The following is a 16,020-nucleotide window of genomic DNA, read 5'->3' as shown; positions in this document are numbered from 1 at the left end:
GCCGGACGTATTGATACGTGGCCTCACTGCTGTGACAGTTGAGAGCAGCTTAGGCCAAGGCATATACGCTTGTCCGGCGAATGAGAACGTAGGCTGCTCCCATGCCAAAGAAGCGCTCGGGCGGTGGCCTGTCTCCCGCACAGCAGGCCGCCAAGTTCCTCGGTGTCAGTGTCCTCGCGGGGGCCGTCATGGCCGGCATCGCGCTGCCCGCGGTGGGCGCGCTGGGCCTGGCGGCCAAGGGATCGGTGGAGAGCTTCGACGAGCTCCCGGCCAACCTCAAGACGCCGCCGCTGAGCCAGCGCACCACCATCCTCGACTCCGACGGCGGCCAGCTCGCCACCGTCTACTCGCGTGACCGCACGGTGGTCGACCTCAAGGACATCTCGCCGTACATGCAGAAGGCGATCGTCGCGATCGAGGACTCTCGCTTCTACGAGCACGGCGCGATCGACCTCAAGGGCGTCCTGCGCGCGCTCAACAAGAACGCGCGCAGCGGCGAGGTCTCCGAGGGCGCGTCCACGCTCACCCAGCAGTACGTGAAGAACGTCTTCGTCGAGGAGGCGGGCGACGACCCGACGAAGGTCGCGCAGGCCACCCAGCAGACCATCGGCCGCAAGATCGCCGAGCTGAAGTACGCGATCCAGGTCGAGGAGGAGCTGGGCAAGAAGAAGATCCTCGAGAACTATCTGAACATCACCTTCTTCGGCCAGCAGGCGTACGGCGTCGAGGCCGCCGCCCGGCGCTACTTCTCCAAGTCCGCCAAGGACCTCAACCTCCAGGAGTCCGCCCTCCTCGCCGGCCTCGTCCAGTCGCCGAGCCGCTACGACCCCGTCAACGACGAGGCGGAGGCGAAGAAGCGGCGCGATGTCGTCCTCCGGCGGATGGCCCAGGTCGGCGCCGTCTCGCAGGCGCAGGTCGACGAGGCGGTGGAGGCCCCGCTGGGCCTGAAGGTCAGCAAGCCGAAGAACGGCTGCATCACCGCGGTCAACGACGCCGGGTTCTTCTGCGACTACGTACGGAACGTCTTCCTCAACGACCCGGTCTTCGGCAAGACCAAGGAGGACCGGGCCAGGATCTGGAACCAGGGCGGCCTGACCATCCGTACGACGCTCGACCCGCAGGCCCAGAACTCCGTCCAGCAGTCGCTGAAGGATCACGTCTACAAGAGCGACGAGGTCGCCGCCGCGACCACCCTCGTCGAACCCGGCACCGGCAAGATCGTGGCGATGGGGCAGTCGAAGCCGTACGGCACCAACGCCAAGCAGCACGAGACCGTGATCAACTACTCGGCCGACCAGAAGCTGGGCACGAGCAACGGCTTCCCGACGGGCTCCACGTTCAAGCCGTTCGTGGCCGCGGCCGCCCTCGAGGAAGGCCGCCCGGCGACCCAGGAGTACCCCTCGCCGTACGAGCTGACGGTCCCGAGCCCCATTCAGACGTGTGGCAAGCCCTACACCAACGAAGACGGCACCAAGATCCCGAACGAGAACGAGTCGGAGAAGGGCCCCTACCGGCTGAAGAAGGCGATGGCCCTCTCGGTCAACACCTACTTCATCGAGATGGTCGCGGACATCGGCCTCTGCCCGGTCACCGAGATGACCGAGAAGCTGCACGTCCGCCAGGGCAGCGGCAAGGAACTGCCCCAGGTCCCGTCGATCGCCCTCGGTACCGAGTCCGTCTCCCCGCTGACCATGGCGTCCGCGTACGCCGCCTTCGCCAACCGCGGCATGTACTGCACGCCCATCGCCATCGAGGCGGTCACGCAGCAGGTGGGCGAGACCAAGAAGAGCCTCGAAGTGCCGAAGTCCACCTGCTCGCGGGCCATGTCGGAGGGAACCGCCGACACCATCAACGCCCTGCTCAAGGGCGTGGTCGACTCCGGTACCGGTCAGCAGGCCGGCCTCTCCGACCGGGACAGCGCGGGCAAGACCGGTACCACCGACGAGCGCCGCAACGCCTGGTTCGTCGGCTACACGCCGAACCTCTCGGGCGCCGTCTGGGTCGGCAGCGCCAGCCAGCAGGTCAAGATGCGGAACATCACCATCGGCGGCGTCCACCACGACCTCGTCTACGGTTCCGACACCCCGGGCCCCATCTGGAAGGACGCCATGACCGGCGCCCTGGCGGGCAAGGAGGCCGAGTCCTTCGTCCCCGTCCACATCCCCGACCCGGAGGAGAAGGACGAGGACGACCGCGACAAGCCCGGCCGCGGCGACGACGACGGCGACAACGGTGACAACGGCGACGGCGGTTTCATCGGCGGCCTGGTCAGCGGCGGCAACGGCAACGGGGGCGGCAACGGATCGGGCGGCACGGGAGACACCGAGCCGGACCCGGGCTTCTCCGCCCCGGAAGGCTTCATCCGGGGGGCGGGCACCGGCCCCGGAGGACGCGACTGAACCGACTCCGCACCCGCAGTCGTCCGTTCGCGGGAGAGTCGCCCGTCGACACCGGGCTTCGGACGCCGTTTCGGTCGGTGTGATCTCGCGGCGGTCCGGGGCGACGGCTGCCGCGCTTGTGGAACGCATGGCACCGGAAGACCTGCGGGAGTCGTTCCAGCGGGTGGTGCCGCCGGCCCCGGTTCACCGAGTGGACCGGGGCCAAGGTGTACGCCCACCGGCACCTGCGACGCCGGCTGTCCGGCCGCCGACGCCTCCACCGACGTCTCCACCGACGCTACGAACGCAAGCCGGAACGCCTCCTCGCCTCCACCGCCATCGCCGCGAGCCTCGAACACCACCGCGGGCCCACCGACTGAAATGGCGTCCCAGCAGCATGACCTGGCGATTCCCGGAGCACTTCCGCTCCCCGCCACAAAGGGTTCCCGCTCACGGTGAACGTCCTACGTGAGACGCGCCGGCCGGACGTCAGCGCGGCAATGTCTTCGGGACAATGTCTTCGGGACGACCGGCATCCGGATAAACCTCTCCGGCTGGCGCAATTACGCCAACATTAATAACCCATGTAGCTCCTTTCGTGAAAGTTTGTACCCCTTACAGGAATGCCGAACTCCCCCGTAAGGTGATCACGCATGTGAACGGGACGGGTGGCAAGGGGGCGGGGTTGTCCGAGAAGCCGGACATAGGCGAGACAGAGCTCAAGATCCTCAGTCTGCTGTATCTGGGCCTCGCCGACGCCTCGATTGCCAGGCGTCTGAATCTGGGGCACCGCACCGTACAACGTCACGTACAAAGCCTGATGATCCGCCTGGAGGCGGCGGGACGGGTCGCCCTGGGCGCCCGGGCCCAGGAATTCGGCCTGCTCGGCAGGCCGGACCGGGGACGGTGTGAGCACATTCCGTCGTCGCAGTCGAGCTCGCACACGGAGTCGAGCGCGTCGACGCCGAGCCGGCACCGCACTCCCAGCTTCTGACCCGACCGCTTTCCAGGGCATAGACATGTGGACATGAAGGTATGACACGAACCAGATCGGATCGACGAGACGTTCCCCGCTTCTCACCCCTGGCCGGCTTGGTGATTCTCGTCTGCGCGCTCGGTCTTGTCTCCTGTGCGCCGGCCGCCGAAGAAGCCGCCGGAGATGACAAGTCCACCGGAGGCAGGGCCGACAAGAGCGACTGGCCGGCGGCAGAGGTCGAGAGGGGGCTGGTCAAGGGCTTGGCCCTGCCCATCGAACCCTATCTCCAGACCTATCCCGAAGAAGTGGCGCTCCAGCACGCGAAGAACGTCCTGAATCGCGCGTGCATGAAGAGGTTCGGCTTCGACTACGACCCTCCGGCCCCCGGCAATCGCCCTCCGCACAGCTACAACGCGGCAAACATGAAGCGCCGTTGGGGCATCACGGATCCGGCGGAGGCCAGAGAGCACGGTTACCGGCTCCCGCGGGAGCCCACCGGCGACTGGAAGCCGTACGAGCTACAGGGACCTGACGCCAATTATGTCTTCGACCTGACCACGGCCTCGGGACAGAAGCCGCCCGCGGGCGGAGTGTACGAGGGCGACCGGATCCCCGAGGGCGGCTGCCGGGGCGAAACGGACCGCAAGCTCGGATCGTACGACGACAGCCTGGCCGCCAAGATCAATGTCGAGACGTTCCAGCGGGCCAAGCAAGACCCCGGGGTTCTGGCGGTGAACCACAAGTGGTCCTCCTGCATGAAGGGAAAGGGGTACCGGGTCGGCACACCGCTGGAGGCGCTCAACCAAGCATTCTCCAACGGCACCGCAAAGGCCTCTCAAGCCGAGATAGCCATGGCGATCGCCGATATCGACTGCAAGAAGTCCACGCACTTGATCGACGTGTATTTCTCGACCGAGACCACCCTGCAGAAGAAACGGATCGAGGAAGAGCAACTCGCTCTCGACGAACAGAAGTCGAAGAACGAAACGATCATGAAGCGTGCGGCAGAGTACCGCTGATCATCCACCCGCCAAGAGAGGAAAACACATGAGCTTCCGGGCAAGATCAGGAGTAATAGCGGCCGCCACCACGGCTGCTGCCGCCATGAGCTTCAGCTTCCCCACCACCGCATCGGCGGCGACCGTCTACTCGTCGGATCAATGCAGCTCCAGCGGGAACAGTCGCTGCATCATGCTCAATTACAACTCCGGGAACGGCGGCTGGCTGAGCGCCTGTTTCCTCTCCAACACCGAGATCCCGGACTACTCCGGCCGCTACGCCGGTGACGGAATCCAGTACTCCTACGTCTTCAACACCCATCAGATCCAGTACAGCCTGCACTACGGCACCAGTGGTTGCTGGGGCGGCAACGGCGCGGACCAGCCGGTCAAGAACAACGCCGCCGCTGTCGGCAACAACCTGGCCAGCTGCACCGCCGTGATCCACTACAACTCGGGATACGGCGGCGCCCAGGACAAGTTCTCGGCCGGCACCAACGGCAACCTCAACTCCACGCTGAAGAACGAGAACGCGTCGCAGTCGCTGATCTGCTGACAGCGCGAGCGCACGAGGGAGAAGGGCCGTGTGCCCACCCGAATCCGTGGTGCACACGGCCCTTTCACCGTGAGCGAGGAAACCCCGTGCCCGCCACCGGCGAGAAGAACGCCGCCCCCTCACTCTCACTCACTCGAAGGCGCAGGTCCCCTTCGCTCGCTCGAAGACACAGGTCCGCCATCGGCTACGAGCCGCTTCCCGTGCTGTCCGGCGGCGATGAACAGACGCGTGCCGCCGAAGCCGCGGCCCGGCAGACCCTCCGGGAGGACCCTCAGCCGGCCAGCAGCTTCTTGACCACCGCGGCGACCCGACCGCCCTCCGCCTGACCCGCGACCTTCGGGTTCACGATCTTCATGACCTGACCCATGGCGCGCGGCCCTTCGGCCCCGGCGGCCTTCGCCTCTTCGACGGCCTGGGCGACGATCTGCTGCAGTTCGGCGTCACTCAGCTGCTTCGGCAGGTACTCGGCAAGCACCTCGCCCTCCGCCTTCTCCCGCTCGGCCTGCTCGGAGCGGCCGCCCTGCGCGAAGGCCTCCGCCGCCTCACGGCGCTTCTTCGCCTCGCGGGCGATCACCTTCTGCACCTCGTCGTCGGAGAGCTCGCGCTTCTCCTTGCCCGCGACCTCCTCCTTGGTGATCGCGGCGAGCGTCAGCCGGAGCGTCGAGGAGCGCAGCTCGTCGCGCCCCTTGATCGCGGCGTTGAGGTCATCCTGCAGCTTCGACTTGAGCGTGGTCATGGCTTGATTGTCGCAGGTGCGCGACGACGAACGCCTACTGATTTAAGGTCCCCTGTTCCCCCGGAGGGTTGCCTGGGGCCGTTCGGAGGGACCCCGTCGGATCTGACACGATGGGCCCATGCGCGCGCGATACGGAATCCCCCTGGGAATCACGGCGGCCGGCGCCGCCGGGCTGCTGTACGCGGCGGGCTTCGAGGCCCGCTCCTTCCGTCTCCGACGGGTGACCGTCCCCGTCCTCCCGTCCGGGATGCGCCCCCTGCGCGTGCTCCAGGTCTCCGACATCCACATGGTCGGCGGCCAGCGCAAGAAGCAGCGCTGGCTGCGCTCCCTGGCGGGCCTGCGCCCCGACTTCGTGCTCAACACGGGCGACAACCTGTCCGACCCCGAGGGCGTGCCGGAGGTCCTCGACGCACTCGGTCCCCTGATGGAGTTCCCGGGCGCGTACGTCTTCGGCTCCAACGACTACTACGGCCCCACCCTGCGCAACCCCGGCCGCTATCTGATCGAGAAGGTCCAGGGCCGCCACGGCCTGAACGGCAACGCCCAGGCGGTCGGTGTGGTCCACAACCCGTGGGAGGACCTGCGGGACGGCTTCGACACGGCCGGCTGGCTGAACCTGACGAACACCAGGGGCACCCTGAAGATCGAGGGCACGTCGATCGAGCTGACCGGCCTGGACGACCCGCACATCAAGCGCGACCGCTACGCGGAGGTGTCGGGCGGCCCGTCGGACGGGGCGGACTTCTCGATGGGCGTCGTCCACGCCCCGTACCTGCGCGCCCTGGACGCCTTCACCGCCGACGGCTACCCGCTGGTCCTGGCCGGCCACACCCACGGCGGCCAGCTCTGCATCCCCTTCTACGGCGCCCTGGTCACCAACTGCGACCTGGACACGGACCGTGTGAAGGGCCTGTCCACGCACACGTCCGAGGGCCGCACGTCCTACCTCCACGTCTCCGCGGGCTGCGGCACCAGCCGCTACACCCCGGTCCGCTTCGCCTGCCCTCCGGAGGCGACACTGCTGACCTTGGTCGGCCGGGACTGAGACCACTCGTCCCGGCCGGGCCGGGATCACCCGCATCGGCCGGGACCGAGATCACCCGTCCGGCCCACCCGCATCGCCCCGGACCGGACATCCGCCCACGCTGGGGTGCATGACCGCCCCGATACCCAGGGACCTCCCGGACATCCCCGCCCTGCCGCGGACGCATCCGGCGTCGGCCGCCCTCTTCGCCCCCGCCAGAGCCGTCGTACCCCTGGTACGCCGCCCGCCGGCAGCGACGTACCGCCTGGTCCTGGCGCTGCTGGCGGCGGGGGCGGTGCTGGTCGAGACCCTCCTCGGCAGCCCGGTCCGGGTCCTGAGCCACTTCACGGTCCAGAGCGCGCTCCTGCTGGCCCTGGTCACGCTCGCCTCGGCACGCCGTGCCTGGAGCGCCCGTCACCCCCTGCCGGGCGCGATCACGGGAGCGGCCCTGCTGTACGTGATCACGGCGTCCCTGGTCCACCACATCCTCCTGGCGGACGCGGCCCCGCGCTTCTCGATGACGGACGGGACCGCCGGGACGGCAGGCTGGCTGGAGCCGCTCGCCGCCCACACCCTGCACACGGTGCTCCCCATCGCCGCGCTGCTGGACTGGCTCCTCCTCACCCCGCCGGCCCGCACCCGCCTCCGCCAGGCCGCCACCTGGATGCTGTACCCCCTGGCCTACCTGGCCTTCACCCTGATCCGGGGCGAACTCCTCCCCGGCTCCCCCGCCCGCTACCTCTACCCCTTCCTCGACGTCGCCCGGCACGGCTACAGGGGCGTCCTCGCCAACGCCCTCCTCCTGGGCCTCGCCTTCTACGCCCTGGCCGTCCTCCTCGTGGCCCTGGACCACACCCGCCCGAACCCGGTCCGTCACCGCCCGAAAACCGGATTTCGTCTCCGGCCCCCAGTGGGCTAAAGTAAACGTCGTCGCCGCGAGAGCAGCGACGATCGGGGTGTAGCGCAGCTTGGCAGCGCGCTTCGTTCGGGACGAAGAGGTCGTGGGTTCAAATCCCGCCACCCCGACAGAGAAGTACCAAGTCAGGGGCCTGATCCGCACAGCGGGTCGGGCCCCTGAGTGGTTCCTGGAGATCGTTTGGGAGAAATCCGGGAGAAGATCTTGATGGGCTCCTCCCGAACGAGGCAATCGCAGCCGAGCACCGCGGCTCGCATCAGCGGGAGAGCTGCCGCGGCGTGGCACCGGAAAGGGCAGCCACAGCGTGGTGAAGCCGGTCAGGAAACCCCAGTTCGCGTAATCGCCGACAACTCGCCCCCGGGCAGACGGGTCAGCGGTGGATGCACTCCGCTGCGGCGAACACTGCGACTGCCAGCGGCAGCGCCCGATGAGCGAACGCCGATCCGGTCGCGGCCCGCCCTGCCCGGACCTGCGGACGCAGACCGGGGCTTCGCGCCATCTCGGTCAGCACCTGTGCCGCTCGGACTCCGGCTCCTCTACGACGCGCCAGCCTGTCGGCCCATGACGGCGCGAACAGACCCGCCAGCGGAATCTCCGTCGCCCCCACGAACTCGAGCAGCCCGTCGCGCCGCAGCTCCGCTCGTCCGATCCTCGACCACGGCAGGAACGTCACGGCCCACATCCTGCGGATGTGCACCCCGTCCCGGTCCGCGGTGATGCGCCACAGTCCCACTCGGCAGCACAGCCATCCGGCCACCAGCGACGTCCACACCGCGAAGAACACCGCGCCGGGCCGCGGGTCGGCCAGCGTCCCGCCGTGGGGACGCTCAGCGAGCACCACGAACAGCAGACACGACCCCGCAGCCGCCACGCGGGCCGGCCATCCGGCACGCCACACGTACGGTTCCGGGGGCCCCGCGGTCATCTCCACCTCCGTCCGAGGAGCCACAGGACCGCCCCGCCGAGCAGGAGCAACGCCCCCGTGGCCAAGAGGGGCAAGCCGGGGCCGGGCAGCACGTACATCACGCTCCCGGCCACGACAGCCAGTGCGCCCACGCCGATCAGCCATCCCACGATCCCTCGTCCCGGTCGGCGCACGCCGTGCTCACGGCCGGCGGACATGCCCGTCCTCCTCGCTCGCGACCCGCGTCTGCGCGCTGCTCGCCTGCTCTGGAATGCCGGTCAGGTCCTCGACATCGAAGATCCTCGCGATGGGCACGTCGGTGCTGCTGTGAGCGACGATCGAGAAGGCGATGCAGACGGCGATGAGCGTGTACGCCTGCTCCCCCTGCGGAATGCCGGCCTGCAGCACGAGGAGCCCGTAGACCACCGACGCGAACCCCTTGGGGCCGAACCACGCGGCCACCAGCTTCTCCCGTCGGTCGAACTGCGTGCCGACGAGAGAGATCATCATCGATGCCGGGCGCACCAGCACGATCGCCAGGACCACCGCCACGTAACCGGCCAAGGACAGGTCGGCGAAGAGCTGGGGCGTCAGCAGTGCGCCGAAGACCAGCAGTGCGGCGAACTTGGCCAGTTCCGCGAGCGCCTCACCCAGCGGTTCGAAGGCCGTCTTCGCCTCCGGTGAGACGGCGGTGAGAACGGCACCTGCGGAGAAGGCAGCCAGGTAAGGGTTGGCATGGGTCAGATGGCACGCGCCGTACAGGATGATCCCGGTGGCCAGTGGCAGCAGTGGCTGCAGCTTGGGCTCCGCTCCCAGCAGCCGGAACCGTACGAGTCCGTTGACCAGGAGTGGCAGCAGCACCCCGAAGGCCAGCCCCAGCCCGAGTTCCAGGGCGATCTTTCCGAAGGACGCCTCCGCGTGGCCGCTGGTCGGTCCTGCGACGGCGATGAGGACGAGCACCACCGGCAGGGCGAGCCCGTCGTTGATACCACTCTCCACGTTCAGCAACTGCCGGAGCTTGGGCGGTACTTCCTTGCGGCCCACGATCGCCGAGGCGAACACGGGGTCCGTGGGGGCCAGGACGGCGCCCACGAGGAAGGAGGTCGTCCAGTCCAACCCGACCAAGTAGTGGGTGATCAGCGCCATACCGACGAAGGCGAGGGGCATGCCGAGGCCAAGGGCGCGGGCCGGGTTCTTCCAGTTCTCCCGAAGCTTCGGGAAGGACACGTGCATGCCGTCGGTGAACAGCACCGCGAACAGCGCCAGATCGGCGGTGACCGCGACGATGTCGCTGTCAGGGGTGATGTGGATCAGCCCGAGGAAGCCGTCGCTGACGAGCGCACCGCCGACCAGGAAGAGGAAGGAGGTGGACAGCACGGTCCGGGCCGCGAGTCCGGAAAGAAGAACCGCGATGAGCAGAGCGGCGCCGAAGACCGCGACGAGCACCACGAAGACCAACTCCGATCGACGAAGACAGCTGTTCCCTGTCGCCGACCAGGCTTCCCGGCACTCCGCGACGGACTTTACACACTCCTTACGCCTTCCTGACAGGTGCCTGGCGGGCAGCGTCATCCACCGCACACTGCCGCGTTCCGGCAGACAACGGAGCGGCCGGGGAGCGTCCGGTCGGTGAAAGGGCCAGGTCGGGCCGGAGTCGGCTCGCCGAGTCCTGACTGCGGCCGCTTGCGCGGCCGGCCAAGGTGAAGACGGTCAGGGCGACCGTCACCGCCGCTCCCGTGGCCAGGGCGTCCGCCACGTACTTGTCCAGGCCCGGCCGCAGGACGTCCATGAGCCCGGACAGCACGGCAGTCCCCGTGAATCCCGTCGCGATCGCGGCCCGCCAACAGCGGTGACGTGCGAAGAACCACCGGGCCGGCCCCATGCGGATCAGAGGCGCCATGGACGGCTGAGGCTCGTCAAGGGCAGCGAACACCCCGTACCCCAGACCGTTGACCACCCAGCAGGCGGCGATCACCAGGACCGCCTCGCTCCGGACGACGGGCTGCTTCACTTGTGCCGTCCGACGGCAGCGGTCCCGGCCGGACGACGCCGCCGCCTCCGCACCACGTACGCTGCCGTGACCGAGCAAATGAGCAGCGGTGTGGCGACCGAATGGGTCACGGCCGTCAGCCGGGCCGGCTCCTTGCCGACCAGCATGAGACCCATCCTGGCAGCCGTACCGAGCCCCAGCAGCACGTAACCGAACCCCCAGGCGCGGACCACCCACGCAGGCCCCTCGAACGGCTTCGGTGGACTGCCCGGCCGGAGCACGGCCAGCCCTCCGAAGCATGCGCAACCCAGCCCCGCGACGGCCATGAACACTCCCCCGGCCGTATCCAACGCATCGGTCTGGATACTGATCACCCGGATCTCACTCTCCCAACGCGGATCCCCTGCGAGGGCCGCCCCGGTTCGGCATGATGACCGTCCGGAGGAGACAGATCATCCGCAGGACGGGGCGGAAAGCAGGGCCGGATGCTTGCCGGCATCCGGCAACGAAGGCGGCTGCCGCCACCGCGCGGCCCTGTCAGTCCTCCCGGTTCCCCGGCGCCGGGCGGACGGCGTGCCGGGCTGCCGGGTTGGCGATGTGGTGACGCGGGTCGACGGCGCGGTTGATGGCCGACTCGACGGCCGCGACCCGGTCGGCCAGCAGTCCCAGGGCGGCGACGGCTCGGGTGAGGGGGTCGTTCTCGGGACCGCCGAGGGTCTGGGTGCGGACGTACGCCGCCTTCAGCTCGGTCCAGCGGGCGGCCTGGCCGGCGGCGAGGGTGCCCCGCAGCTCGGCCAGCTTCAGCAGGTTGGCCTCGGCGCCGGTGGTCAGGGTCTGGGCTTCGGCCGTGTAGTGGTCGTCCACCAGGGCGGACAGCTCGGCGTCGTTCATGACCGGCTGGATGCGCTGGGCGATCTTGTTCATGTTGCGGTAGGAACCCTGGAGCCGGAAGGGCGGCTCGGTCCGGGTGGCGTCCGTCCGGGCGGCCGAGGCGATGTACGCGGCGTTGACCGCGAGGACGGTCTCGCGGGCGGTGAGCAGATGGCGCAGGACCGCGGTGATCCGGTCCAGCTCGGCAGGCGCGTACGGGTGGGTCAGCCGGTCGGCGCGTACGGCCGGGTCGCCCCCGGCCAGCCGGAGCAGCAGTTCCAGGTCGGCGCGGTCACGGCCGGCGAGCGGAGCGAGGACCGCGTTGGCGGTCAGGGCGTTCTCGACGAAGCTGAGAGCGAAGGCGTCCTGCTTGCCGGTGAGGACGTCGCCGAGGTTCCACACGTCGGCGCGGTTGGCGAGCATGTCGGGGACCTGGAAGCGGCTGCCGGACTCGGTGTACGGGTTGCCCGCCATGCACACCGCGAAGCGCTTGCCGCGCAGGTCGTAGGTGCGCGGCTCACCGTCTCGTACGCCCTCGATCCGCCGGGTGGCGTCGCACAGCGGGATGAACTTCTGCAGCAGCTCGGGTGAGGTGTGCTGGATGTCGTCGAGGTAGAGCAGCGTGTTGTTGCCCGCCTCCAGCGCGAAATTGATCTTCTCGATCTCCTGCCGGGCGGTGGCGTTCGGGGCCTCGGCCGGGTCGAGGGAGGTCACCGTGTGGCCCAGGGCCGGGCCGTTGACCTTCACCAGCAGCAGGCCGAGCCGGTCGGCGACGTACTCCACGAGGGTCGTCTTGCCGTAGCCCGGCGGGGAGATGAGCAGCAGCAGTCCGCCGGTGTCGGTGCGCTTGGTGTCGCCCGTGGTGCCGATCTGCTTGGCGAGGCTGTCGCCGATCAAGGGAAGGTAGACCTCGTCGATGAGCCTGCTGCGCACGAACGCCTGCATCACGCGCGGCCGGTACTCGTCCAGGCGGAGGCGGCTGCGCTCGGCCGCGACCAGTGTCGCGCGGCGGCGCTGGTAGGCCCGGTGGGCGGGGACCTCCCGGGCGCGGAACTCCCGTACGCGGGCGATGAGCTCGTCGACGCGGACGGTCAGGGTCCGGTGGTGGACGCGCGGGTGGGTACCGAGCAGGCCCTCGACGGTCTCGGTCAGGGGCGCGTCCGACTCGTAGCGGGGCAGGCCGGGGCACAGCTCCGCGGCCACCGCCTCGGCCAGATCGCCCGGAGCGAGGCCGGTGCCGGTCGCCGTGGTGTACGACGTCAGCCACGCCTCGACGAGTTGCCTGCGGGCGGCCGGGTCGGTGAGGGCGGTGAGGTCGTCGTCGTAGGCGGAGTCACCCACCGTGCGGCGGAACTTGTCGAGCAGGGTCCGGGTGCCCGCGCCGAGCACGAACCCGTCGGGGCCGGTCGTCAGCTCCTCGAAGAGGTAGGCGGCTGCCGCCCGCGTGCCGATCGCCCCGGCGAGTTCGGCTTCCAGATCGGCGATCGCGGGGGTGAGTCCGAAGGTGTCACGGGCCCGGGCCAGGGACACCGCCCGCCGCGTCCAGCCGTCACGTTCCTCGGCCGTCGTGCCGTGCGCCCAGAAGAGCTGGGCGGCGGCGCGCGCGGCCGGCTCGTGACGCAGCAGACCCGCGCCCTCGTACAGGCGCAGGAGGGTGGCGAGGATCAGGGCCGCGTCGTGGTCGTGGACACCGCGCTCGTAGCCCTCGTCGTAGGTCGCCTCCGCCGCCTGCCGGACCAGGGCGGGCAGGTCCTCGGTCGCTGCGAGAACGGCCGGACCGTGCTCGTCGAGCAGGCGGACGGCCAGGTGCTCGGCGCGGTAGACCTCGGGCGACTCCGAGGGCAGCGGTCGGTCCCAGTACGGGCGGGTCGCGGCGAACTCGGGGTCGGTGACCGGGGCACGGTAGTCCGTGCCGGTCAGGGCGAAGGCCAGACCCTCGCCTCGGGGCACGAGGGTGAGGTCGAGGGGCTGGGTGTTGACCGCGAAGCGGTGACCGCCCAGGCGGACGGTGCGGCCGTCGTCGGCGTACAGATCGGTGCGGTCGCGCAGCGCGCGCAGAGCCTGCTGCCGGGCGGACTTCAGGCGGCCGTCCAGTTCCTCCGCCCTGACCTGGTCCCCGAGTCCGCGCAGCTCGTCGGCCGTACGGCGGACCTTGGCGGGCATCGGGTCGGAGGTGAAGTACGTGGTGACGGCGTCCGTGTCGGCGAGTGCCGACGCCCGGCGGACGATCGTGCCCAGCACCCGGTCGGCCGACTCGGCCAGGCGCTCGGCACGTCGGGCACGGGCGTCGGCGAGGGTCTGCTTGCCGGCGGAGAACGCCTCGTGGACCTCGTCGCGCTTGTCCGCCAGCTCGGCGAGGAAGTCGTCGGACTCGGCGAACCGGGACTCCAGGTCCTCCACCCGTACGAGCAGGCGGGCCAGCTGTTCGTCGCACTCCTCGGGGGTGCCGGCCGCCGCGAGGGCACCGGTGACCGCCTGGCCGAGCAGCGCGAACTCGGCGGCGAACTCGGCCCGGCCCTCGCGGTCCCGCAGGGCACGACGGCGGCCGTCCAGCGTGGCACGGGCGCGGTTGACGCCGCCGAGGACCTCGGCGATCCGCTCCAGGACGGCTGTGCGGACGGTGGCGTCACCGATGTCCAGTCCGGAGACGACGTCGGTCACCGTGCGCAGGTTGTCGGCGTGCTCGTCGAGACGGGCCGCGACGGGCTCCGCCTCGGCCACGGTGGTGATCGCCTCGGCGTCGGCGACGAGCTGCTCGACGTCGGCCCGGTGGTCGGCGAAGGCGTCCTCGTGCGCCAGGTGGGTCACGGCCCGCTGCCCGAACGAGGCGAGGTCACGCTCGATGTCCGCGGCCAGCTCGTCGATGCGGTCGGGGTCCGAGTACCGCATGTCCTTGAGGGTGAGCAGGTGTCCCTGCGCCTGCCGGAGCTCCGTGAGCCCGGCGACCCATGCCGCGGCGCCGCGCGGGGCCTCGCCGCGCAGGCGCCGTACGACGGTGGCGACGCGTGCCGCCGCCCCGGTGAGCGCGTCGGCCGCCTGCCGGGTGAGCGTCTGCACGGTCTCGAACTCGGCCAGCACCTGTTCGGCGGTGGCCCGTACCTGCGTGAGCGGCTCGTGCAGGGCGCCGAGGTCCGCTTCGGCCAGCCAGTGGTGGGAGTCCGCGACCCGCGCGCAGGCCCCCACGAGCGCCTCGTACACCTCGCCGGTCGGGGTGGTCTCGGTGACCGCGCGCGTGACGGACAGACAGTCGGAGATGCCGCGCACGAGGTCGGCATTGCCGACGCGGGCGAGCGGACCGGTGCCGGCCGGCTGGGCCGCGGCGTGGGTGTCGGAGACGTACGGGGAGATCCAGCGCTGAACGGGGTGCACGCGCTGCGGCTCGGCGCCGGCCGCCCGCAGGGCGAGCAGGGCTCCGTCGTCGAACAGGGCCCAGCCCTGGCAGGACAGCGGGGCGGCGACCTCCTTGCGGATGACGTTGTAGGGCAGGAGCAGACTGCGCCCCGCCACGCGGGCGTGGAAGGCGAAGAGGACGTCCTCGCCGTTCGGGGAGCGGACCACCCGCTCGAACTCCATGCCCTCGGTGTCGACACCGTCGAACGTCCGGTGGGTTCCGGTGGCCAGGCAGTAACCACCGGGGAAGACGATCCCCTGGTCCTCGGGCAGCCGGCGGCACGCCTGCCCGATGCCGTCGAGGCGGACGACGGTTCTGGTGAGGGTGTTGAACACCAGGTAGCGGTGGGCGTCCTCCTTGTAGGGGAGGACGTCCACCAGGATCAGGTCGCCCACCCGCGCGTACGCGATGTGCGCGTCGGCGAGCGACTGCAGCGGCTCGGCCACCGGCTCCGCGTAGACGCCGTCGTCCGTCTCGGTGTCGTCCTCGGCCTTGACCGTCAGCGTCCCGCCCAGCGTCTCGACGAACACCTCACCCTCGATGGAGACGTGCGGGTGCCGGCCCAGGACATGGTCTTCGCGGGTCGTCACCGTCCACGCGAAGTCGTGCGCGGGCGGCAGGACGTGGTCGCGGTCACCGCGCGCGTCCAGGAAGGACGCCCGGCCGTCGTCGGACAGTGCCCAGCGCAGGACCCGGATGTCGTCGGCCTTCTCGCCGGTCCGGAAGACGGCGAGCACCTTGTCCTCGACCCGGCGGAGCCGGAGGAGCCGGGCCTGGTGGAAGTACCGGTGCAGCGCGGCGAACTCCCGGACGAACGCGGGGTCGTCGAGCAGGCCGGGCACGGCGTCGTCGGACAGTCTGTTCAGGGCGCGGTCGTGCAGCGCGAAGACGTCACCGACGGTGGTCTCGGCCCCACGGCCGGGGACTGCGTTGTAGCCGAAGAGCAGGACGTCACCGACGGACACGAGGTCGCGCGGCACGCACGCCGACTCGGTGCGCAGTTGTTCGGTGCCGGCCAGCTCCAGGCGCAGGGAGCCGAACTCCTCGACGCGGCGGGCGTTCAGCGCCTCGGCGCGGCGGGCCAGTTCGGCCGCCTGCGCGGTGAGGCGGTCGCGCAGCACCTCGTACGTACCCGTGTCCAGGGCGGTGGTCATGAGGTCCTCTCAGGAAGTCGAAAAGAGCGGTCGTGGGGGGGGGGGGGGGGGGGGGGGGGGGGGGGGGGGGGGGGGGGGGGGGGGGGGGGGGGGGGGGGGGGGGGGGGGGGGGGGGGGGGGGGGGGGG

Annotated in this window: 11 protein-coding genes and 1 tRNA gene; 7 read left to right on the top strand and 5 right to left on the bottom strand. The window is 70.1% G+C overall.

Going from position 1 to position 16,020, the window contains the following annotated elements; translation table 11 throughout:
* Nucleotides 1-101: 101 nt before the first annotated feature.
* From ACZ62B_RS35945 to ACZ62B_RS35930, 4 genes are all read left to right on the top strand, one after another.
* The gene (locus ACZ62B_RS35945) at nt 102-2,399 is read left to right on the top strand and encodes a transglycosylase domain-containing protein (protein ID WP_468721753.1); all 2,298 of its coding nucleotides are present in this window, start codon (nt 102-104) and stop codon (nt 2,397-2,399) included.
* A 664-nt stretch (nt 2,400-3,063) separates the two neighbouring features.
* The gene (locus tag ACZ62B_RS35940; protein WP_468889965.1) at nt 3,064-3,372 is read left to right on the top strand and encodes a response regulator transcription factor; all 309 of its coding nucleotides are present in this window, start codon (nt 3,064-3,066) and stop codon (nt 3,370-3,372) included.
* Nucleotides 3,373-3,470: 98 nt separating this feature from the next.
* A complete protein-coding gene (locus tag ACZ62B_RS35935) occupies nt 3,471-4,373 on the top strand; it encodes a hypothetical protein (RefSeq protein WP_468721750.1) in 903 nt (300 codons plus the stop codon).
* Between the two features lie 172 nt (nt 4,374-4,545).
* On the top strand, nt 4,546-4,908 hold the full coding sequence (locus tag ACZ62B_RS35930) for a hypothetical protein (protein WP_469693635.1): 363 nt from the start codon (nt 4,546-4,548) through the stop codon (nt 4,906-4,908).
* Between the two features lie 271 nt (nt 4,909-5,179).
* Here ACZ62B_RS35930 and ACZ62B_RS35925 read toward each other — a convergent pair whose 3' ends face one another.
* The gene (locus ACZ62B_RS35925) at nt 5,180-5,644 is read right to left on the bottom strand and encodes a GatB/YqeY domain-containing protein (RefSeq protein WP_344567389.1); all 465 of its coding nucleotides are present in this window, start codon (nt 5,642-5,644) and stop codon (nt 5,180-5,182) included.
* 118 nt (nt 5,645-5,762) lie between these two features.
* Here ACZ62B_RS35925 and ACZ62B_RS35920 point away from each other — a divergent pair, with 118 nt between their 5' ends.
* The 3 genes from ACZ62B_RS35920 (at nt 5,763) to ACZ62B_RS35910 (ending at nt 7,694) form a co-directional block, all read left to right on the top strand.
* On the top strand, nt 5,763-6,689 hold the full coding sequence (locus tag ACZ62B_RS35920) for a metallophosphoesterase (RefSeq protein ID WP_344567391.1): 927 nt from the start codon (nt 5,763-5,765) through the stop codon (nt 6,687-6,689).
* Between the two features lie 109 nt (nt 6,690-6,798).
* Nucleotides 6,799-7,587, top strand: a complete 789-nt coding sequence (locus ACZ62B_RS35915) for a Pr6Pr family membrane protein (RefSeq protein WP_344567393.1) — start codon at nt 6,799-6,801, stop codon at nt 7,585-7,587.
* A gap of 33 nt (nt 7,588-7,620) precedes the next feature.
* A tRNA-Pro gene (locus ACZ62B_RS35910) sits at nt 7,621-7,694 on the top strand.
* 260 nt (nt 7,695-7,954) lie between these two features.
* Here ACZ62B_RS35910 and ACZ62B_RS35905 read toward each other — a convergent pair.
* The 4 genes from ACZ62B_RS35905 to ACZ62B_RS35890 all read right to left on the bottom strand — a co-directional run bounded on the left by ACZ62B_RS35905 (nt 7,955) and on the right by ACZ62B_RS35890 (nt 15,893).
* Nucleotides 7,955-8,509, bottom strand: coding sequence for a hypothetical protein (locus ACZ62B_RS35905; protein ID WP_344567395.1), 555 nt, complete (start codon nt 8,507-8,509; stop codon nt 7,955-7,957).
* A gap of 180 nt (nt 8,510-8,689) precedes the next feature.
* On the bottom strand, nt 8,690-9,937 hold the full coding sequence (locus tag ACZ62B_RS35900; protein WP_344567397.1) for a cation:proton antiporter: 1,248 nt from the start codon (nt 9,935-9,937) through the stop codon (nt 8,690-8,692).
* Between the two features lie 558 nt (nt 9,938-10,495).
* A complete protein-coding gene (locus ACZ62B_RS35895) occupies nt 10,496-10,711 on the bottom strand; it encodes a hypothetical protein (RefSeq protein ID WP_469693633.1) in 216 nt (71 codons plus the stop codon).
* 304 nt (nt 10,712-11,015) lie between these two features.
* Nucleotides 11,016-15,893: a DNA repair ATPase gene (locus ACZ62B_RS35890; protein ID WP_469693631.1), complete on the bottom strand. Its 4,878-nt coding sequence runs from the start codon at nt 15,891-15,893 to the stop codon at nt 11,016-11,018.
* Between the last annotated feature and the right edge of the window lie 127 nt (nt 15,894-16,020).

It is taken from the genome of Streptomyces sp. NPDC053426 (assembly GCF_055585405.1).
This window is presented reverse-complemented; position numbering and strand designations above follow the sequence as displayed.

Bases quoted from the DNA above. Each gene is read 5' to 3' on its own strand.
- ACZ62B_RS35945 (WP_468721753.1), top strand. From the start codon at position 102: ATGCCAAAGAAGCGCTCGGGCGGTGGCCTGTCTCCCGCACAGCAGGCC.
- ACZ62B_RS35930 (WP_469693635.1), top strand. From the start codon at position 4,546: ATGCTCAATTACAACTCCGGGAACGGCGGCTGGCTGAGCGCCTGTTTC.
- ACZ62B_RS35925 (WP_344567389.1), bottom strand. From the start codon at position 5,644: ATGACCACGCTCAAGTCGAAGCTGCAGGATGACCTCAACGCCGCGATC.
- ACZ62B_RS35920 (WP_344567391.1), top strand. From the start codon at position 5,763: ATGCGCGCGCGATACGGAATCCCCCTGGGAATCACGGCGGCCGGCGCC.
- ACZ62B_RS35915 (WP_344567393.1), top strand. From the start codon at position 6,799: ATGACCGCCCCGATACCCAGGGACCTCCCGGACATCCCCGCCCTGCCG.
- ACZ62B_RS35905 (WP_344567395.1), bottom strand. From the start codon at position 8,509: ATGACCGCGGGGCCCCCGGAACCGTACGTGTGGCGTGCCGGATGGCCG.
- ACZ62B_RS35890 (WP_469693631.1), bottom strand. From the start codon at position 15,893: ATGACCACCGCCCTGGACACGGGTACGTACGAGGTGCTGCGCGACCGC.